The organism is Thiorhodococcus mannitoliphagus (genome assembly GCF_010915725.1).
Taxonomy (GTDB): Bacteria; Pseudomonadota; Gammaproteobacteria; order Chromatiales; family Chromatiaceae; genus Thiorhodococcus; species Thiorhodococcus mannitoliphagus.
Genome location: NZ_JAAIJR010000006.1, coordinates 13,856 through 32,243 on the forward strand (window position 1 = coordinate 13,856; position 18,388 = coordinate 32,243).

Annotated in this window: 19 protein-coding genes and 1 pseudogene; 16 read left to right on the top strand and 4 right to left on the bottom strand. The window is 63.7% G+C overall.

All coding sequences use genetic code 11. The annotated features are described in order from the left end of the window. Nucleotides 1–2 precede the first annotated feature (2 nt). From G3480_RS02620 to urtE, 7 genes are all read left to right on the top strand, one after another. A complete protein-coding gene (locus G3480_RS02620; RefSeq protein ID WP_164652116.1) occupies nt 3–1,025 on the top strand; it encodes a radical SAM protein in 1,023 nt (340 codons plus the stop codon). Between the two features lie 36 nt (nt 1,026–1,061). Next, complete coding sequence (ypfJ, locus tag G3480_RS02625) at nt 1,062–1,958, top strand: KPN_02809 family neutral zinc metallopeptidase (RefSeq protein ID WP_164652117.1); 897 nt, start codon at nt 1,062–1,064, stop codon at nt 1,956–1,958. A 290-nt stretch (nt 1,959–2,248) separates the two neighbouring features. Then, nucleotides 2,249–3,541 (top strand): urea ABC transporter substrate-binding protein, encoded by a 1,293-nt coding sequence (gene urtA / locus G3480_RS02630; RefSeq protein ID WP_164652118.1) that lies wholly within the window; start codon nt 2,249–2,251, stop codon nt 3,539–3,541. Between the two features lie 243 nt (nt 3,542–3,784). Continuing rightward, the gene (gene urtB / locus G3480_RS02635; RefSeq protein ID WP_164652119.1) at nt 3,785–5,416 is read left to right on the top strand and encodes an urea ABC transporter permease subunit UrtB; all 1,632 of its coding nucleotides are present in this window, start codon (nt 3,785–3,787) and stop codon (nt 5,414–5,416) included. A 6-nt stretch (nt 5,417–5,422) separates the two neighbouring features. Next, nucleotides 5,423–6,508, top strand: a complete 1,086-nt coding sequence (gene urtC, locus G3480_RS02640) for an urea ABC transporter permease subunit UrtC (protein ID WP_164652120.1) — start codon at nt 5,423–5,425, stop codon at nt 6,506–6,508. Continuing rightward, a complete protein-coding gene (gene urtD / locus G3480_RS02645) occupies nt 6,505–7,347 on the top strand; it encodes an urea ABC transporter ATP-binding protein UrtD (RefSeq protein ID WP_164652121.1) in 843 nt (280 codons plus the stop codon). Before urtC ends, urtD begins: the two co-directional genes overlap by 4 nt. 4 nt (nt 7,348–7,351) lie before the next feature. Continuing rightward, nucleotides 7,352–8,047: an urea ABC transporter ATP-binding subunit UrtE gene (urtE, locus tag G3480_RS02650; protein ID WP_164652172.1), complete on the top strand. Its 696-nt coding sequence runs from the start codon at nt 7,352–7,354 to the stop codon at nt 8,045–8,047. Nucleotides 8,048–8,068: 21 nt separating this feature from the next. Here the strand turns inward: urtE and G3480_RS02655 are convergent, their stop codons facing one another. Both G3480_RS02655 and G3480_RS02660 read right to left on the bottom strand, forming a co-directional pair. Then, the gene (locus G3480_RS02655; protein ID WP_164652122.1) at nt 8,069–8,485 is read right to left on the bottom strand and encodes a type II toxin-antitoxin system VapC family toxin; all 417 of its coding nucleotides are present in this window, start codon (nt 8,483–8,485) and stop codon (nt 8,069–8,071) included. Beyond that, nucleotides 8,485–8,736, bottom strand: a complete 252-nt coding sequence (locus G3480_RS02660; protein WP_164652123.1) for a type II toxin-antitoxin system Phd/YefM family antitoxin — start codon at nt 8,734–8,736, stop codon at nt 8,485–8,487. The genes G3480_RS02655 and G3480_RS02660 overlap by 1 nt, the downstream gene beginning before the upstream one ends. 129 nt (nt 8,737–8,865) lie before the next feature. Between G3480_RS02660 and G3480_RS02665 the strand changes: the two genes are divergently transcribed. The 5 genes from G3480_RS02665 (at nt 8,866) to ureC (ending at nt 12,846) form a co-directional block, all read left to right on the top strand. After that, nucleotides 8,866–9,717, top strand: coding sequence for an urease accessory protein UreD (locus tag G3480_RS02665; protein ID WP_164652124.1), 852 nt, complete (start codon nt 8,866–8,868; stop codon nt 9,715–9,717). A gap of 19 nt (nt 9,718–9,736) precedes the next feature. Next, nucleotides 9,737–10,039 carry an urease subunit gamma gene (ureA, locus tag G3480_RS02670; RefSeq protein ID WP_164652125.1) on the top strand — a complete coding sequence of 101 codons (303 nt, stop codon included), beginning with the start codon at nt 9,737–9,739 and terminating at the stop codon, nt 10,037–10,039. Between the two features lie 22 nt (nt 10,040–10,061). After that, complete coding sequence (locus tag G3480_RS02675; protein ID WP_164456372.1) at nt 10,062–10,367, top strand: urease subunit beta; 306 nt, start codon at nt 10,062–10,064, stop codon at nt 10,365–10,367. A gap of 371 nt (nt 10,368–10,738) precedes the next feature. Then, nucleotides 10,739–11,005: a CopG family antitoxin gene (locus G3480_RS02680; protein WP_206171459.1), complete on the top strand. Its 267-nt coding sequence runs from the start codon at nt 10,739–10,741 to the stop codon at nt 11,003–11,005. Between the two features lie 137 nt (nt 11,006–11,142). Beyond that, entirely contained in the window at nt 11,143–12,846 is a 1,704-nt protein-coding gene (ureC, locus tag G3480_RS02685) for an urease subunit alpha (protein ID WP_164652127.1), read from the top strand. A gap of 24 nt (nt 12,847–12,870) precedes the next feature. Here the strand turns inward: ureC and G3480_RS02690 are convergent, their stop codons facing one another. Continuing rightward, the gene (locus G3480_RS02690) at nt 12,871–13,482 is read right to left on the bottom strand and encodes a hypothetical protein (RefSeq protein WP_164652128.1); all 612 of its coding nucleotides are present in this window, start codon (nt 13,480–13,482) and stop codon (nt 12,871–12,873) included. Between the two features lie 236 nt (nt 13,483–13,718). On the opposite strand from G3480_RS02690, the gene ureE reads away from it, so the two are divergent. From ureE to G3480_RS02710, 4 genes and pseudogenes are all read left to right on the top strand, one after another. Further along, complete coding sequence (gene ureE, locus G3480_RS02695; RefSeq protein WP_164652129.1) at nt 13,719–14,177, top strand: urease accessory protein UreE; 459 nt, start codon at nt 13,719–13,721, stop codon at nt 14,175–14,177. Further along, entirely contained in the window at nt 14,131–14,841 is a 711-nt protein-coding gene (locus G3480_RS02700) for an urease accessory protein UreF (RefSeq protein ID WP_206171460.1), read from the top strand. The genes ureE and G3480_RS02700 overlap by 47 nt, the downstream gene beginning before the upstream one ends. Nucleotides 14,842–14,851: 10 nt before the next feature. Further along, nucleotides 14,852–15,454: pseudogene (ureG, locus tag G3480_RS02705) on the top strand (urease accessory protein UreG); the annotation flags it as partial. 339 nt (nt 15,455–15,793) lie between these two features. Next, nucleotides 15,794–16,066: a glycosyltransferase gene (locus tag G3480_RS02710; RefSeq protein WP_240905539.1), complete on the top strand. Its 273-nt coding sequence runs from the start codon at nt 15,794–15,796 to the stop codon at nt 16,064–16,066. Nucleotides 16,067–16,078: 12 nt separating this feature from the next. On the opposite strand, the gene G3480_RS02715 is transcribed toward G3480_RS02710, so the two are convergent. Then, the gene (locus G3480_RS02715) at nt 16,079–17,536 is read right to left on the bottom strand and encodes a hypothetical protein (RefSeq protein WP_164652130.1); all 1,458 of its coding nucleotides are present in this window, start codon (nt 17,534–17,536) and stop codon (nt 16,079–16,081) included. Nucleotides 17,537–18,388 lie beyond the last annotated feature (852 nt).

Below are 18,388 nucleotides of genomic sequence, written 5' to 3' on the forward strand. Positions count from 1 at the left end.
CCATGTCTATCATCTATGTCGATCTGATCGACGCCTGCCACATGAAATGCCCCACCTGCGTCCGGGGCACCCGATTGCTGCCGAACAGCTCGCGCCGGATCCCGATGGCGCAATTCGAGCGCATCGTCGCGAAGGCCAAGCACGAGGGCTACGAAAACGTCGGTCTCTACAACTGGACAGAACCCTTTCTCAACGCCCGGATCGCCGACTACATCCGGGTGGTCAAATCACTCGACCTCAATTGCGAGGTCTCCACCACCCTCTCCTTTCGCGGACGCACCGCGCTGATCGAGGAGTCACTGAGGGCCGGGTTGAACAGGCTGATCGTCTCGGTCTCCGGCTTCACCCAGGAACTCCACCAGATCAACCACCGAGGCGGCAATCTCGCGATGGTGAAGGCCAACCTGGAACACATGGCCCAACTCATGGCCCGGGAACCAATCAAGACCCAGATCCTGTTGCGCTTCCTGCGATTCGATCACAACCAGGGAGAGGAGCCCTTGGTCGCGGACTATGCGCGCCAACTGGGATTCGCCTTCGAACCGCTCCAGGGCGTCGGAATGGTCGACAACCCTATCAGCAACTACGCCCACCAAGAGGGTTACTTGGAGCGGCTGCGGGACTATTCACCGGCCAGGCTTCAGATGCACGACGGCGAGGTCTGCCCGCTGATCATGGAGACGGTCGCGGTGGACGCCAACGGCATGGTCTCGCTCTGCTGCGCCAACCCCAACTACCCGGCGCTCGAGATCGGCCCTTATCTCGAACTCACCCGCGAGGAAATCATGATCAGACGCTACGCGCATCCGCTGTGCCCGAGCTGCGCCTTCCCGCGACGGGCTGCGACCCCAGAGGATCACAAACACCTGCTGGGCGCACTGAGCGTTCGGCTGAAGGCGACCAAGGAAATCGGATCTCTCGGAGAATCCCCAGGAGACAGATCGGGCATCTCGACCGATCTCGGGTCGGCTGGCATGCTAGATGGCCTCAAGGGGCGCCTGAAGCGCTGGCTGGCATTCAGCTAGACGGCGCCGATCACAACCCATCGAATAGGTCATCCAATGCGCTGGAAAGACGGTCGTCGGAGCGACAACATCGAGGACCGCCGGGGCGAGGGCTTCAGCGGCCGACCCAGGGGCTTCGGACCACGGATCGGCATTCGCGGAGGGGTCGGCGGCGTATTAGTAGTCGTGGTCCTGCTCCTACTCGGCGTCGACCCTAGCCTCCTGCTGTCGCAGCTCGAGCAACCACCCATGGACAGCACGCCGAGCAGTCATCAGACGACACCCTATGCCAGTGACCATCCGGCCGGCCAGGACCAGCTCGCCGAATTCGTCTCGGTCGTGCTGGCCGACACGGAAGACACCTGGACCCAGATCTTCCGCGAGCACGGCAAAGGCTACAGCGATCCGCGCCTGGTCCTCTTCAGCGGCGCGACCCGCTCGGCCTGCGGCCTGGGAGAGGCGGCCATGGGGCCCTTCTACTGCCCTGGAGATCAAAAGGTCTACATCGACCTCGCCTTCTATGACGAACTGCGCAGCCAGTTCGGTGCACCCGGCGACTTCGCGCAGGCCTATGTGATTGCGCACGAGGTCGGGCACCACGTGCAGAACCTGCTCGGCATTTCCGATCAGGTTCAGTCCCTGAGCCGGCGCTCCAGCAAGGTCGAGGCGAACGCGCTCTCCGTGCGGCTCGAACTGCAGGCCGACTGTTTCGCCGGACTCTGGGCCAACCGGGCGCACAAGGCGCGCAACATCTTGGAGCAAGGCGATGTCGAGGAGGGGCTGAACGCGGCCTCCGCGATCGGTGACGACCGCCTCCAGCGCCAGAGTCGCGGTACGGTCACGCCGGACAGCTTCACCCACGGCAGTTCCGCCCAACGCCTGCGCTGGTTCAAGCGAGGACTGCAGTCCGGAGAACTCTCGGCCTGCGATACCTTCTCCGCCGAGCGGTTATAGCGACTGTCGGAGAGGCACGAGAGGGTCCGCCGCTTCTGTCTCAGCCGGCATTAGAGAGCACATCCAAGCCCCTTTCGGGACCTCCCGCTCAGGTCACGCACCACTGCCGCGCGCGGCAGTGGGCGATGAGCACCAAATCGGTGCACGACTTCCAAGATTTGCGACCCTGTTCACAGATTCGGAGGCGCTGCCGCCAGACCAGTGCTCGCCGTGAACTTATATGGCACATAAATTGCTTATCGACAACCCGATCGATCCCCTCAACCACGTCTCGGGAGTCCTTCGCACACATGACCAAGACTAAGCGTATCGCGTCGGCGGCCACCCTGGCTGCCGCTCTGTCATTCGGTATCACGTCCCTCGCCAACGCCGCCGACACCATCAAGGTCGGCATCCTCCATTCGCTCTCCGGCACCATGGCGATCAGCGAGACCACGCTGAAGGACACCATGCTGATGCTCATCGACGAGCAGAACAAGAAGGGCGGCCTGCTCGGCAAACAGCTCGAAGCCGTGGTCGTCGACCCGGCCTCCAACTGGCCGCTGTTCGCCGAGAAGGCGCGCGAGCTGATCGAGAAGGACAAGGTGGCGGCCGTCTTCGGCTGCTGGACCTCGGTCTCGCGCAAGTCCGTCCTGCCTGTCTTCGAGGAGCTGAACGGCCTGCTCTTCTATCCGGTGCAGTACGAGGGCGAGGAGTCGTCCAAGAACGTTTTCTACACGGGCGCCGCGCCCAACCAGCAGGCCATCCCGGCCGTCGACTATCTGATGGACGACCTGGGCGTGAAGCGCTGGGTCCTGGCGGGCACCGACTACGTCTATCCGCGCACCACCAACAAGATCCTCGAGGCCTACCTGAAGGCCAAGGGCGTGGCGGACGAGGACATCATGATCAACTACACGCCCTTCGGACACTCCGACTGGCAGAGCATCGTCTCCGACATCAAGAAGTTCGGCTCCGCAGGCAAGAAGACCGCCGTAGTCTCGACCATCAACGGCGACGCCAACGTGCCCTTCTACAAGGAGCTTGGCAACCAGGGTATCTCCTCCGAGGACATCCCGGTCGTCGCCTTCTCCGTGGGTGAGGAAGAACTCTCCGGCATCGACACCAAGCCGCTGGTCGGCCACCTCGCGGCCTGGAACTACTTCATGAGCGTCGACACACCCGAAAACGAGACCTTCATCGACTCCTGGCACAGCTTCATCAAGGATGACAAGCGCGTGACCAACGATCCCATGGAGGCCCATTACATCGGCTTCAATCTCTGGGTCCAGGCGGTCGAGAAGGCGGGCAGCACGGACACCGACAAGGTGATCGAGGCCATCATCGGGCTCGAAACCCCGAATCTCACCGGCGGCAAGGCGGTGATGCTCAAGAACCATCACATCACCAAGCCGGTGCTGATCGGCGAGATCCAGGACGACGGTCAGTTCGCCGTGGTCTGGGAGACGGAAAAGGAGGTCCCGGGCGACGCCTGGTCCGACTTCCTGCCCGGCAGCAAGGACATCATCGCCGACTGGACGCCGCCGATCTCCTGCGGCAACTACAACACCGTCACCAAGAAGTGCTCGGGGCAGAATTACTGAGTGGTCGGTGGTCGGTGGTCGGTGGTCGGTGGTCGGTGGTCAGGATGGTGCGTCCATCTGGTGACGAGGCCCTGCTTCACGACGTTGACGCACGCACTCACTGACGACCGCTGACGCTACCAGGCCACTCGGCAAGGCGCCGCAGCGACTTGCGGCGCCCCCCTATCACGACGAGTCCCGGTCACTCAGTCACCCAACTCCAGCAGGGCCGCATTCCTAACTCCTGCGGCTCGAGGTTCCGGTATGCCAACCCGATTGCTTCGCAGCCCACTGTCGGCGCTGCGTCTCTGGCTCCTCATAGCGCTCACGCTCTGCGCTTTCGCCCAAGCCGCCCTGGCCGGCTCGGCCGAGTTCGAGCAGGGCATCGAGCTGATCAAGACGAATAAGTACGATCAGGTCGAAGAAGGGGTCACCCTGGTCGCCAGCAGCCGCGACCCGCGCGCCGTCGGCCTGCTCGCGGCGCTCCAGGATTCCGACCTCTACCTCCGCAAGGCAGACGGCCGGCTCTTCATCGCGACCCGCAGCGACGCCGGTTACGACCTGATCGATCCCTTGACCCAGGCAGCGGCGGGAGTCGCCGGACAGCGTGACCTCAAGCGCATCCGCATCAATAATCGGCTGCGTTCTCAGCTCCGCACAGCCGTCGCGACGCTCAATCTGACTCACCCGGATGCCGTCGTGCGCCTCACTGCGGTGAACGAGATGCTCGACCGCCTGGACGCGGACAGCCTGGCCTTGCTGCGAGACCTGGCCGGCGAGGAGAAGAACGCCCAGGTGCGCGAGGGCATGACCGCCGCCATCGCGCTAGCCGACCTCGAGGCGGAGGAGCCGGCGCGGCGCATCGAGGCACTGGATCAGTTGGAGGGCAACCTGCACCCGGCGGTTCAGGGCGGCATCCAGCGCCTGCTGAGCCAAGAGCAGGATGCGGAGGTCCGCGCCGCCGCCGAGCATGTGCTGGAAGCCATCCAATTCAAACGCGACCTCTACGGCTTCGCAGAGACCCTCTTCTTCGGCCTGAGCCTCGGCTCGGTCCTGGTGCTGGCGGCCATCGGGCTGGCCATCACCTTCGGCGTCATGGGCGTCATCAACATGGCCCACGGCGAACTCATCATGCTCGGCGCCTATACCGCCTATATCGTCCAGCAGCTGATGCCCGGGCACATCGGGCTCGCGCTCTTCCTGGCGATCCCGGCGGCCTTCCTGGTCTCGGGCGCGGTCGGCATCCTCATCGAGCGGGGCGTGATCCGCTTCCTCTATGGACGCCCGCTGGAGACGCTGCTGGCGACCTTCGGTATCAGCCTCATCCTGCAGCAGCTGGTGCGCACCCTCATCTCGCCGCAAAACGTGCCAGTCGCCAATCCGGATTGGATGTCAGGCTCCTGGCAGATCAACAGCGTGCTGTCGCTGACCATGAACCGCATGTATATCATCGCCTTCTGCCTCATCGTCTTCACCGCGCTTTATCTGGTGATGCGCAAGACCTCGCTCGGATTGCAGGTGCGGGCCGTCTCCCAGAACCGCGCCATGGCGCGCGCCATGGGGGTGCGCTCCGCGCGGGTCGATGCCCTGACGTTTGGGCTAGGCTCCGGGATCGCCGGCGTTGCGGGCGTGGCGCTGAGCCAGCTCACCAATGTCGGCCCCAACCTGGGGCAAGCCTATATCATCGACTCCTTCATGGTCGTGGTCTTCGGGGGCGTGGGGAATCTCTGGGGGACCCTGGTGGCGGGCATGTCGCTCGGCGTGGTCAACAAGATCCTGGAGCCCTGGGCCGGCGCCGTGCTAGCGAAGATCCTGGTCCTAATCTTCATCATCCTCTTCATCCAAAAGCGGCCGCGCGGACTCTTCCCGCAAAAGGGCCGGGCGGCGGAGGGCTGATCAGCCATGCGACTCGGCACACTCCATCTCGATCGCGGCGGGCAGATCTTCCTGCTGCTGCTCGCCCTCACCACCCTGCTGGTGCCAGTGCTCAATCTGGCCGTCCCGGCGGACAGTCCGCTGCATGTCTCGACCTTCACGGTGACGTTGCTCGGCAAGTATCTGACCTATGCACTGCTGGCCATCGCCGTCGATCTGGTGTGGGGCTATCTGGGCATCCTAAGCCTGGGCCACGGCGCCTTCTTCGCCCTCGGCGGCTACGCCATGGGTATGTACCTGATGCGCCAGATCGGCGACCGCGGCGTCTACGGCAACCCCGAGCTGCCAGACTTCATGGTCTTCCTCAACTGGCAGGAGTTGCCCTGGTTCTGGCAGGGTTTCGACATCTTCTGGTTCGCGGCGCTGATGGTGATGCTGGTGCCTGGGGTGCTGGCCTTCGTCTTCGGCTGGCTGGCCTTCCGCTCGCGCGTGACCGGGGTCTATCTGTCGATCATCACCCAGGCGCTGACCTACGCCCTGATGCTGGCCTTCTTCCGCAACGAGATGGGCTTCGGCGGCAACAACGGCCTGACGGACTTCAAGGACCTGCTCGGCTTCGATCTTCAGTCGGACGCCACGCGCGTCGGGCTCTTCATCGCCAGCGCCCTGGCCGTGGTCGGTGGTTATCTGGCGTGCCGTTATATCGTGACCTCCAAGCTGGGGCGGGTGACCGTCGCCATCCGTGACGCCGAGAGCCGGACGCGCTTCATCGGCTATCGGGTGGAGCGGTTCAAGCTCTGGGTCTTCACCTTCTCGGCCGTGCTGGCGGGTATCGCCGGGGCGCTCTATGTACCTCAGGTCGGCATCATCAACCCGGGCGAGTTCTCGCCCATCAACTCGATCGAGATCGTCGTCTGGGTGGCCATCGGCGGGCGTGCGACCCTCTACGGCGCGGTCCTCGGCGCGCTGCTGGTGAACTACGGCAAGACCTATCTCACCGGCGTCATGCCAGATGCCTGGCTGTTCGCCCTGGGTGGGCTCTTCGTGCTGGTGACGCTGCTACTGCCCCAGGGCATCGCCGGCCTGCTGCGCCGCAAGGAGGCGACGGCATGAAGACGTTGGACACCCTGCGCACCACCATGCGCCGCGATCAGGTCTGGGAGATCATGGTCCCCAAGACCGGGCTGGAGCTGGACATCAGCCACGGCACCATCCTCTACCTGGAGGACATCTCGGTGACCTTCGATGGCTTCCGTGCCATCAATCACCTCAACCTCTACATCGACGCGGGCGAGCTGCGCTGCATCATCGGGCCGAACGGCGCCGGCAAGACGACCATGATGGACATCATCACCGGCAAGACCCGGCCCGATACCGGCACCGCCTGGTTCGGGCAGTCCATCGACCTGTTGCGCCTGAGCGAGCCGGAGATCGCCAGCCTCGGCATTGGGCGCAAATTTCAGAAACCCACGGTTTTCGAGCATCACTCGGTCATGGAAAACCTGGAGCTGGCCATGGCCGCGGACAAGCGCGTCTGGCCAACCCTGCTCGCCCGCCTGACGCCCGAGCAGCATGAGCGCATTGATGGGGTATTGGAGACCATCGGTCTGCAGGAGCATCGCGCTCGCCGCGCCGGCGCCCTGTCCCACGGCCAGAAGCAGTGGCTGGAGATCGGCATGCTGCTGATGCAGGACCCGCACCTGCTGCTGGTCGACGAGCCGGTCGCCGGGATGACCCATCAAGAGATGGACCGTACCGCCGAGCTGCTGAAGTCGCTCGCCGGACGGCATACGGTGGTGGTCGTCGAGCACGACATGGACTTCGTCCGCTCCATCGCCAACAAGGTCACGGTGCTGCACCAGGGCAGCGTGCTCGCCGAGGGGACCATGGACGAGGTGCAGAATGATCCGCGGGTGATCGAGGTCTATCTGGGAGGCGGCGATGGGCACTGAGCAGATGCTGAAGATCGCGGGGCTCAACCAATTCTACGGCGAGAGCCACACACTCTGGGACCTCGACCTGGACGTCCCCGAGGGCCAGTGCACCTGCATCATGGGGCGCAACGGCGTGGGCAAGACCACGCTGCTGCAGTGCGTCATGGGCCTGCTGCCCGTGGCATCTGGGAGCCTGTTCTATCGTGACGTCGACCTGCTGCGGCAATCGGCCGAGAAGCGCGCCGGCCTAGGAATCGGCTATGTCCCCCAGGGCCGGCAGATCTTCCCGCTGCTGACGGTGGAAGAAAACCTGCGCATCGGGCTGCCCGCGCGTCCGGACCGCAAGCGCGAGATCCCGCCCTTCATCTTCGAGCTCTTTCCCGTGCTCAAGGAAATGCTCGGCCGGCGCGGCGGCGACCTCTCCGGCGGTCAGCAGCAGCAGCTCGCCATCGGCCGCGCGCTTGGCATCGACCCCAAGCTCCTCATCCTCGACGAGCCGACGGAGGGCATTCAGCCCAACATCGTGCAGGAGATCGGCGACATCATCCGCAAGCTCAACCGAGAGCTGGGGCTGACGGTCATTCTGGTGGAGCAGAAGCTGCCGTTCGCACGGCGGGTGGCGGATCGGTTTTGCATCCTGGATCGCGGCCGAGCGGTCGCGAATGGGGAGATGGATGAGCTGGATGAGGGGCTGGTTCGGGAGTATCTGACGGTGTGACGAGCCGAGCAGGTAGTGGCTTCAGCCGCACGCCCAAGGATTGACCGTCGGAACGCCCATGGGCTCGAAATCCGAGACATTTCGGGTGACGACAGTCATGCCGTGCACCAAGGCGGTTGCAGCGATGAGCGCATCGCGATCGGGACGCGGGTCCGGCACATGCAGTTGCGCGCAGGCTTGCGCGACGGCGATGTCGATCGGCAAGACGCGCCCCTCGAAGCTGGGCAAGACCTGCCGATCGATCCAGGCGCGCAGCACGGCACCCTGGGCCTTGTCACGCCTCTCCAGCAAAGGCGCGCCAAGCTCGATCTCCAAAAGGGTAATCGAGGAGATGAAGAATCCCGTCAGAGGCTGCGATGAGGCCCAAGCCAGAACGCGAGCGTCCGCCTTGTCGGGCCGGCGCAGCTCGGAAATGACATTGGTGTCGAGGACGAACATCAGCTGAGATCAGCCGCACGGTAGAGATCGCCGAGGCGCGGCGGCTCGAAATCGAGATCAGGAGCGTCTTTCTGCGCCAAGGCAGCGGCGAGGGTCACCTGACCGCCAGCCAAGCGCTGGTAATCTTCGATGCTGAGCAGCACGTGAGCGGGCCGGCCCCGGTCCGTAATGAAGACAGGCCCCTTCGTGGCGGCTTTCTTGGCGTCGCTCGCATGCTGATTGAACTCGCGGCTTGATATGGTGGTGATCATGACGACGGATACCTCAAATCGGATTAAAGTAGATATGTTACTACACTCGATGTGCTCGGCGAGTGTCAAACCATTGAAGCGACCAATGAAGCGAAGTCACGCAAGTCCCCGCATCCATTGACACTCGCAATGCAGCTAGCAAGCTCGTCGCTCTACTCAGAGGGCACCCAAGACGGCTGGGAAGCCAATCTCGCCCTCCGATTCGCCCGCCGCGGCTCGCGCACCAGCCTGGTCGAGCGACGGCACCGCGGCCCGCTGAAGGTACAGCGCCCCTTCTATCCCGAGGGCGATGTCTGCCACCTCTATCTGCTGCACCCGCCAGGCGGCCTGGTCGGCGGGGATCGGCTGCATATCAAGGTGGAGGTCGAGGAAGGTGCCGCCGCCATGCTCACGACACCGGGTGCGGCCAAGTTCTATCGCAGTCTGGGGCCGAGCGCCGAGCAGCATCAGGTTCTGCGCATCTCCGACAGGGCGAGCCTCGAATGGCTCCCGCAGGAGAACATCCTGTTCCCGGGAGCCAATGCCCTGCTGAGCACGCAGATCGACCTGAGCGCTACAGCCCGATTCATCGGCTGGGAGATCAGTTGCCTCGGCCTCCCCGCCAACAGGCAGCGCTTCGAGTCCGGCCGAGCCGATCTCCAGCTCCGCATCGACCGCGATGGCGAGCCGCTCCTGTGGGACCGCCTGCGCGTCCAGGGCGCGGATGACCTGGACGGATCGAGCAGTCTGCGCGGCATGCCGGTCGTCGGCACGCTGATCGCGACGGGCGCCGATGAAGAAACCTTGCAGCTTGCCCGCTCGGCCGCCACGCCCGACGACCGAACCCTGCTCGGCATCACCCGCATCGACGACCTGCTCGTCGCCCGCGCCCTGGGCCAGACAACCGACCAGGTCCGTGCCAAGCTGACCGCAATCTGGGCTAGTATTCGTCCAGCGTTGCTGGGCCGCCCCGCGACCCCGCCCCGCATCTGGGCCACCTGAGACCGTCCGAGGATCCGCCATGGAGCTCACACCCCGCGAAAAAGACAAGCTGCTGCTGTTCACCGCCGCCCTGTTGGCCGAGCGCCGCAAGGACAGGGGCGTCAAGCTCAATTATCCGGAGGCCATGGCCTTCATCAGCGCGGCCATCCTGGAGGGCGCCCGCGATGGCAGGAGCGTCGCCGAGCTGATGGACCACGGCCGCACCCTGCTGACGCGCGAGGACGTGATGGAAGGCGTGCCCGAGATGATCTCGGAGGTCCAGGTCGAGGCGACCTTCCCGGACGGCACCAAGCTGGTGACCGTGCACGAACCGATCGTCTGACAACGACTAGCGGAGGTCACCCATGATTCCAGGCGAAGTCATCGCCGCCCCCGGCGAGATCGAGATCAACGCTGGACGCGACACCCTCACCCTGCGCGTCGAGAACACCGGCGACCGGCCGATCCAGGTCGGCTCCCACTACCACTTCTACGAGACCAACCCGGCGCTCCAGTTCGAGCGCGAGACGGCGCGCGGCTATCGGCTCAATATCCCCGCCGGCACCGCCGTGCGCTTCGAGCCCGGCCAGGGCCGCGAGGTGGAGCTGGTGGCCTATGCCGGGGCGCGCAAGGTGTATGGCTTCAATGCCAAGGTGATGGGTGCGCTGTGAGCGGGGACGCGCAATGAGCGACAAGGGACCTTCTCCAGTTGCCTGTCGCACAAGCCAGCGCATGTCGTTGTGGATGCAAGGCGCATCAGCTCAATGATCACGGCGCTTCTCTGGCCGGAGGATCGAATCGATCACACCGCCAGACACGACGTCAGCCCTGATGAGTTCGAAGAGGTGTGCTTCGGCCCGTCGCTGGTGCTGCGAGCCAAGTCCGAGGGACCTAACCGGGTCTATCATGTTCTTGGGGAAACGCATAGTCGAAGGCACCTTCTCTGTATCGTAATTCACTTTCCTGATGGCAACGGCTATCCGGTGACGGCCCGCCCAATGACAAACCGCGAGAAACAGCGTTACCAGCAGTGGAGAAGACGATGACCAACCTGCCAAGAACCGATTCGATTTCGGAGCTTGCCGAATTTTGGCAAACCCACGACCTGACAGATTTCGAAGATGAGCTGACAGAGATCAGCGAACCTCTCTTCCAGCGTGCCGAGCAAGTCTCCATTCCCCTGTCGGCTGAAGACGCCTCAGCGCTTCGGGCAGAGGCTCGGCGCGAGCAGGTTTCCGAAACCGATCTGGTCTTGCGATGGGTGCATGAGCGTTTGCATGCGCAGGAGCGTTCGTCAACCAGTCGCTGAGCGCCTGGCGGCTCGACTCGATGCAACGCCTTTGGCAGCTCGATCGAGATCACCCCTCGTCGCACGGCGTGCATGCGGATTTCACGGATTCTCGGAGTGGGCTCGCGCTCGCTCCGAACCCATCTGGAGACTGAGCGATGGCAAAGATCGGCCGGCAGGCCTATGCGGAGATGTACGGTCCGACCACGGGCGACCGGGTGCGGCTCGCAGACTCTGACCTGTGGATCCAGGTCGAGCGCGACCACACGGTCTATGGGGACGAGGTCAAGTTCGGCGGCGGCAAGGTCATCCGCGACGGCATGGGACAGTCCCAACGGGTCGCCGCCGAGGTGGTCGATGTCGTCATCACCAACGCGCTGATTCTGGATCATTGGGGCGTGGTCAAGGCCGATATCGGCATCAAGGACGGGCGCATCGCGGGCATCGGCAAGGCGGGGAACCCGGATACCCAGGCGGGCGTGAACATCGTCGTCGGACCGGGCACCGAGGCGATCGCCGGCGAGGGCCAGATCCTCACCGCGGGCGGGATCGACTCGCACATCCATTTCATCTGTCCGCAGCAGGTCGAGGACGCCCTCATGTCCGGCGTCACCACCATGCTCGGCGGAGGCACGGGTCCCGCGACCGGCACCAACGCCACCACCTGCACGCCGGGCCCCTGGAACATCCACCGCATGCTCCAGGCCGCCGATGCGCTGCCGATGAACCTGGGCTTCCTCGGCAAGGGCAACGCCAGTCTGCCGCAGGCGCTGGAGGAACAGGTCCGAGCCGGAGCGATCGGGCTCAAGCTGCACGAGGACTGGGGCACGACACCAGCCGCCATCGACTGCTGTCTGGACGTCGCCGAGCGGATGGACGTCCAGGTCGCCATCCACACGGATACGCTCAACGAGTCGGGCTTCGTCGAGCACAGCATGGCTGCCTTCAAGGGCCGGACCATCCACACCTACCACACCGAGGGTGCCGGCGGCGGCCATGCGCCGGACATCATCAAGGCCTGCGGCGAGCCCAACGTGCTGCCCTCCTCGACCAATCCGACCCGACCCTATACGGTCAACACGGTCGACGAGCATCTGGACATGCTCATGGTCTGCCATCACCTGGACCCGAGCATCGCCGAGGACGTGGCCTTCGCCGAATCGCGCATCCGCCGCGAGACCATCGCCGCCGAGGACATCCTGCACGACCTTGGCGCCTTCTCGATGATCGCCTCCGACTCCCAGGCGATGGGCCGCGTCGGCGAGGTCATCACCCGCACCTGGCAGACCGCGCACAAGATGAAGGTCCAGCGCGGCAGCCTCGCGGGCGATCCGGCCGAGCACGACAACCTGCGCGCCCGGCGCTATATCGCCAAATACAGCATCAACCCGGCCATCGCCCACGGCATCGCCCACGAGGTCGGCTCGGTCGAGGTCGGCAAGCTGGCGGACCTGGTGCTCTGGAAGCCGGCCTTCTTCGGCGCCAAGCCGAGCCTTATCATCAAGGGCGGCATGATCGTGGCTGCGCCCATGGGCGATCCCAACGCCTCCATCCCGACGCCACAGCCGGTCCACTACCGGCCCATGTTCGGGGCGCTCGGCGGCGCGCGAACGGCGACCCGCATGACCTTCCTGTCGCAGTCGGCCATCGCGGCTGGCGTTCAGGACAGCATCGGGCTGCAGAGCCACATCGGCGTGGTCAAGGGCTGCCGCCATCTCGGTAAGAAGGACATGGTGCTTAACGATTATCTGCCAAAGATCGAAGTCGACCCACAGACCTACCAGGTCCGCGCGGACGGCGAGCTGCTGGTGTGCGAGCCGGCCACCGTGCTGCCGATGGCGCAGCGGTATTTCCTCTTCTGAAGCCGAACGCTGATGAACGGAAAATCAGACGTCTTTGCCATGCGCGTCCCAATCCCGACGCAGCGCCTTGAGTTCCTGGCGATAGGCATCGGCGTCGCCATAGCCGAAGAAACACTGGACTCGGGCATGGGGATCCATGGTCCGTTGGGCGTGCTTGATCGGACACCAGTACTGCTCGGTGCGGCCCGCCACTTCCCGGGCATATTCGATGAGCTGGTTCCCGTATCCGCAGTAGACGCAGTTCAGCTTCTCGATGGGGTTGAGATAGGCGAGGCGATGCCGGTCGATCACGAAAAAGTCGGCGCGGCGGACCCTGGGGATGCCATAGACGCGAAAACACACCTGCTGATAGAGGGTGAGCGAGAAATCCAAAATCAACATGGGAAGCGCCACGCCGTAGATCAGCGGAGCCGTCAGGATGTAGGCGAGGGGCGCCCGCCTCAGGTAGCGCCAGAGACTGATCCGCTGCTGGCGATGCAGGCTACGCATGTTGCGCTCGAAGACGACCTTGCCACGCCGCAGGCTGTAGCGAAACCGCTCGCGACCCTCCTCGACCAGACGGTCGAGTTCCTGGTCGAGTTCACGTTGAGTCGCGCGCAAGCGCTCCAGGATGTCGTCGAGCACCGGATTGGCCATCGTGATTGCCCCGTGATTGGGATCGAGAAACCGCGCGCAACCCTGGCCGGGCAGGGCGTGATCGATAGCCGAGGCGCGGGAGGAGTTCGGGAAGCATCCGCTTGGGGCCGAATCGTCGGTAGCGCGGAGATCCGAATCGACCCAGGCAGGGCATGCGGGCATGCTAGCCCCCAAGTCGCTGACCGGCAACGCCTGGCGCTTGGACTTGGCCCAGCACGGCGGAGGGGCGGACATCCATGATCCGTCTCGTCCAAAAAAGCGACCAGCCACTCGAAAGCGAGGTCAGCGTCACGCTGACACTCGACCAACGGGTCCGGAGTCGATTGCGCGTCGACCTCGACGACGGGCGAGAGGCGGGCATCCTGCTGGAACGGAGTTCCACCCTGCGTGATGGCGACTGTCTGGTGTCCGACGAGGGTCTCGTGGTACGCGTCAGGGCGGGAGCCGAGGCCCTCTCCTCGGTCCGCTGCGAGGATCCGCTCTTGCTGGCGCGGGCCTGCTATCACCTGGGCAACCGCCACGTCGCCTTGCAGATTCAGCCTGGAATGCTCCGCTACCAGCACGACCATGTGCTAGACGAGATGCTGCGCGGTCTCGGCCTGACCGTCGCTCTGGAGCAGGTACCCTTCGAGCCCGAGCCAGGCGCCTATGACGGCGGTCATACGGGTCATGGCCACCATCAGCATGGCGACTGATCTGGCGCTCTTGCGGCTCCTGCATCTCGCCAGCCCCTCGCTGCCGACTGGCGCTTTCACCTATTCGCAGAGTCTCGAATGGGCCGTCGAGCACGGCTGGCTGACGAGCGTCGCCGAGCTGGAGAACTGGCTGGGCGACCAGGTTCAAACCACCCTGACGGGTGTCGATCTGCCGCTGCTCGCCCGGCTGCACGACGCTTCCATCCGCCAGGATGACGCGGCCCTGGGCAGTTGGTCCGCCCTGCTGCTGGCGAGTCGCGAAACCCATGAACTCAGGTGCGAAGAGACCAACCGCGGTCGCGCCCTGGCCGACCTGCTCGTCTCCCTGGCCGTGGCTGGCGCCGCCGAGCGCAAGCCCTTGCTCGCCCGCACCCAAGTCACCGGCTTCGCCTACGCCGCGGCCCAGTGGGGCATCGACCAGCGGCAGGCCCTGCTCGGTTACGGCTGGAGCTGGATGGAGAATCTGGTCCTAGCGGCGGTCAAGAGCATTCCACTGGGCCAGACCCAGGGCCAGCAGGCCCTGTCACGGCTGCTCGCACGTATTCCGAAAGCGGTCGAGACGGCACTGGCACTGGACGACGACACCATCGGCGCCAGCTCGCCCGCGCTCGCGATCGCCAGCAGTCTGCATGAGACCCAATACACCCGACTCTTCCGATCATGAGGAGCCCCAGATGAGTCAAACCCCATTGCGCGTCGGCGTCGGCGGTCCAGTCGGCTCGGGCAAGACCGCCCTGCTCGACCTGCTCTGCAAACGCCTGCGCGACCGCTTTGAGATCGCCGTGGTGACCAACGACATCTATACGCGCGAGGACGCCGAATTCCTGATCCGCAGCCAGGCGCTGCCGGCCGAGCGCATCGTCGGTGTCGAGACCGGCGGCTGTCCGCACACCGCGATTCGCGAGGACGCCTCGATGAACCTGGCCGCGGTCGAGGACCTCCAGCAGCAGTTCCCCAACCTGGATGTCGTCTTCGTCGAGAGCGGCGGCGACAACCTCAGCGCAACGTTCAGCCCGGAGCTGGCGGACCTGACCATCTACGTGATCGACGTCGCCGAGGGCGAGAAGATCCCGCGCAAAGGCGGACCCGGCATCACCCGCTCGGATCTCCTGGTCATCAACAAAATCGACCTCGCACCACACGTCGGCGCCTCGCTGGAGGTGATGGAGCAGGACAGCCGCCGGATGCGCGGGGAGCGGCCTTTCGTCTTCACCAATCTGAAGACAGGGGAAGGCAGCGAGGCCGTCATGGATTTCGTCATCGAGCGTGGGATGCTCCCCGATCGCACAATGCCGGACTATCGACCACGGCACCGAGAGCGGGCAGGAATTCCAGCTTCACTTTCTCCAGAGCCTGAGCATGGACAAGTGGTTTCACAGTCCCGCCAACCGATACCACCCCCAACGCCAACCAGGCTCAAGCACTCGATCTGATCCAGCAGATCCGCCTCTAGTCAGACGCATACGCCCAGATTCTATCGAAACACCACCAGGATCAATCACATAACGCTTCGCATCAGTAAAACTTCGGCTTAGCGCGCTGCAGAGGACGTGCGACGTCGTCTGCCTGCCTTCAATAGAGCGAACAGAGCTTTCGGACTCGTTAAATTAGAAGCCATGCGCTTTGCGAGGCCTACAGTGATCAGCGACATCCCTGGCTCCGGCATGGGCTGGATGGCCCGCTATGCCGGCAATGGCCTCCTGATCGAACCAGGCGATGCCGGCGCGCTTGCGGCTGCGGTCAGTAGGCTGCGGGGATACCAACCATGGCGAGGCGAGCTGGGCTCAACGGGACGGGCCGCGCTGATGGATAGGCTGGGAATCGCGCGGGTCGCTCAAGAAATTTTCGGCCCTCTATCGAGAGATGCTTGGCCCAAGCGCAAGGCATGACGGGCTTTGAGCTTATCCCGAGTGCACCACGCTTGTTTGGCGGGAGTCGGCAGTTTCTCGCTCAGCGCCAACCTGACCCCAAGCCAGCCATAGACAAAGGAAATAGAATACGTAGACCGGCATGAAGTGCAAAAGCAACCGGCCAATGCTGGTTCCTTGCTCTGCCCAGCGGTAGGCATCTGTCATGAAAAACAGAAAGAAGAGAGCAATCACGCTTCCGAGCACAAGCGCCAGCTGCGCCCATAGCCAGCGCTTACCCAGGTTTTTGGCGAGCGTGAACATGCCAACGGCAATCGCGGGAAACAGCAGATATCCAAGCAGATGCCAATTTCCGTAGACCAGTAGGCTGTTTGCCGTTGGCGCCCAGCTATCGTGGAAGCCAAGCTCGAACTGGCCGAGCATAGAGATTTTGATCTGGCTCGACGATAGCTCGATGGATCCAATCCAAGGGAGCGTCAGCGCGAGCCCCCCCGCAGCGACGACCAACACAGGGCCGATTGTCGCCGCAACAGCCAAGAGAGCAGCCGAGCGCGCGCTCAGCGTGGCTGCAAGAAGCGCCGGAACAAGAAGGATTGCCCAAACAAGGCCCTCAGCCTTGAGCAGCGGACTGAAGAGCGCAAAGCCCAGCGCCAGGATTGCCTGACGGGAATCCCCACTCCGCACCCACTGAAAAAGTGCGATCGCCCCCAGACCGAATACGCTCGCCATCCAGATATCGGCATAGCCTGCCAGCGCGACTTGAGTATCCAGCAACGGCAACGAGAGAAGCGTCCATGTCGCAACCAAACTAGGCAGCGGTTCGGCTCCCCATGCGCGAGCCTGGCCATAAAAGCCAAGACCAAGGGCCAAAATGCAGCCCAGCCAGGGCAAGTTCGCCGCCGTTTCGCTCCAGCTCCCGTAACCAAGTGTCGGCCAAAGCGCCAGCAGTGAGATCGTGTCGGGATATCGCCAAGCGGCAATCGTATAAGAATGGCCCGATGGATCTTGGAGCCAATCCGCTGGCGATACAAAAGGAGCTAGCCACCCGATCTCTGACCACGCTTTGGCCCGGAGCGCCCAAGTCGTCCACGCATCCCATGGCGTCAGCGGCTCCCACCAAATCTCCAACGCCAGGGCACCAAAGCGCGCGAGGAGCCAGGCGAGTAGGCCGATGTAGACAAAGCCTTGCCAGGACAGCGCTTTTGGACGTGGCAGCGCACCGAAGCCAACAGGCCAGCCACGCCAAAGTCGTCGCACGCCGAGCAGAGCGAGCAGCCCAAGCGCCATCATTGATGACCAGAAGGCCACCGGCAGGCCTAGTGGGGAGAGCAATCGGAGCAAGACCACACTGACAAATGCTGCCAGGAAATAGCCATACCCAAGGGAGATCGGCCAAACGGCAGCCCGTCCGGCTCCGAGAAAGAGGCGCATCCAGACGATACCGCTGAGCCACGGGATCAGTATCGCCAGAACCACACCACCCCACCCCATCGTCACGACCTCCTCTCGATCGCAAACAGATCACCGAAGCGCGGATCCGCGCAGACACGACGGGCATTCAATTGCCCCGAAAGCAGCCGGCTGATTGCTCCTCGCAAATCCTTCTGACTTGATACCGCTGGACGCAAGATCAGAAGGTAGTCACCCTCTGCGAGCCTGGCGCTCGGGTCAGGTGTCTCACCCAGCCAAACATTGTGAGGCAGAAGATGATACTTGAGCCGACTCGGCCCATAGGCGTCCGCCTCGGAGGAGAGCATCAGAATCCTGGCAGGATCATCCGGGAGACATCCTCGGATAGATTCCACAAAGGGATAGAACGCCCGGTCCCGGCTCGACATCCATCGCTCCGGCTGCGTCTTGTCTGCGTAGAGCGTTTGGGCGTGAGCCAGCCGATCCCAAAGCATGCCTTGCCAGCGGAGATCTAAGAGCGCCCAGCCCGCCAGCCAAATCATCAAATAGGGCGCCAAACTCGTGCGCCTGCGCCACGAGGGATTCAACCCGAAAAAGACGAGGCTCGCAAAGCCAGACCAGAGAGCAACGAGCACCACGGGAGAAAACCCCGTAAATGGCGTACCGGTGGACGCGAAGTTGATCGATCGGCTGGTCCAACCAGGGTCGCGGCTCCAATCATTTTCGATGCGCTTAAACAAGTCACGCACATCCTGTGCAGAATCGCGCGACAGCTCCAAGCGCTCGACTTCAAGCGGGCCTTTCAGCTCACCCACGATAACGAGGCCAATCGCCACAATCTTTCCGCACCAATCAGGGTCGGCCTTCAAGTCGATCTGACTGCTGGAGCGTTCTTCTGCAGCGAGTAGGCGATCCTGGACTTGCTTCGGACTC

Excerpts from the sequence above, each read along its gene's own strand:
- G3480_RS02620 (WP_164652116.1), top strand. The coding sequence starts at position 3 with ATGTCTATCATCTATGTCGATCTGATCGACGCCTGCCACATGAAATGC.
- ypfJ (WP_164652117.1), top strand. The coding sequence starts at position 1,062 with ATGCGCTGGAAAGACGGTCGTCGGAGCGACAACATCGAGGACCGCCGG.
- urtA (WP_164652118.1), top strand. The coding sequence starts at position 2,249 with ATGACCAAGACTAAGCGTATCGCGTCGGCGGCCACCCTGGCTGCCGCT.
- urtB (WP_164652119.1), top strand. The coding sequence starts at position 3,785 with ATGCCAACCCGATTGCTTCGCAGCCCACTGTCGGCGCTGCGTCTCTGG.
- urtC (WP_164652120.1), top strand. The coding sequence starts at position 5,423 with ATGCGACTCGGCACACTCCATCTCGATCGCGGCGGGCAGATCTTCCTG.
- urtD (WP_164652121.1), top strand. The coding sequence starts at position 6,505 with ATGAAGACGTTGGACACCCTGCGCACCACCATGCGCCGCGATCAGGTC.
- urtE (WP_164652172.1), top strand. The coding sequence starts at position 7,352 with ATGCTGAAGATCGCGGGGCTCAACCAATTCTACGGCGAGAGCCACACA.
- G3480_RS02655 (WP_164652122.1), bottom strand. The coding sequence starts at position 8,485 with ATGTTCGTCCTCGACACCAATGTCATTTCCGAGCTGCGCCGGCCCGAC.
- G3480_RS02660 (WP_164652123.1), bottom strand. The coding sequence starts at position 8,736 with ATGATCACCACCATATCAAGCCGCGAGTTCAATCAGCATGCGAGCGAC.
- G3480_RS02665 (WP_164652124.1), top strand. The coding sequence starts at position 8,866 with ATGCAGCTAGCAAGCTCGTCGCTCTACTCAGAGGGCACCCAAGACGGC.
- ureA (WP_164652125.1), top strand. The coding sequence starts at position 9,737 with ATGGAGCTCACACCCCGCGAAAAAGACAAGCTGCTGCTGTTCACCGCC.
- G3480_RS02675 (WP_164456372.1), top strand. The coding sequence starts at position 10,062 with ATGATTCCAGGCGAAGTCATCGCCGCCCCCGGCGAGATCGAGATCAAC.
- G3480_RS02680 (WP_206171459.1), top strand. The coding sequence starts at position 10,739 with ATGACCAACCTGCCAAGAACCGATTCGATTTCGGAGCTTGCCGAATTT.
- ureC (WP_164652127.1), top strand. The coding sequence starts at position 11,143 with ATGGCAAAGATCGGCCGGCAGGCCTATGCGGAGATGTACGGTCCGACC.
- G3480_RS02690 (WP_164652128.1), bottom strand. The coding sequence starts at position 13,482 with ATGGCCAATCCGGTGCTCGACGACATCCTGGAGCGCTTGCGCGCGACT.
- ureE (WP_164652129.1), top strand. The coding sequence starts at position 13,719 with ATGATCCGTCTCGTCCAAAAAAGCGACCAGCCACTCGAAAGCGAGGTC.
- G3480_RS02700 (WP_206171460.1), top strand. The coding sequence starts at position 14,131 with ATGACGGCGGTCATACGGGTCATGGCCACCATCAGCATGGCGACTGAT.
- G3480_RS02710 (WP_240905539.1), top strand. The coding sequence starts at position 15,794 with ATGCGCTTTGCGAGGCCTACAGTGATCAGCGACATCCCTGGCTCCGGC.
- G3480_RS02715 (WP_164652130.1), bottom strand. The coding sequence starts at position 17,536 with ATGGGGTGGGGTGGTGTGGTTCTGGCGATACTGATCCCGTGGCTCAGC.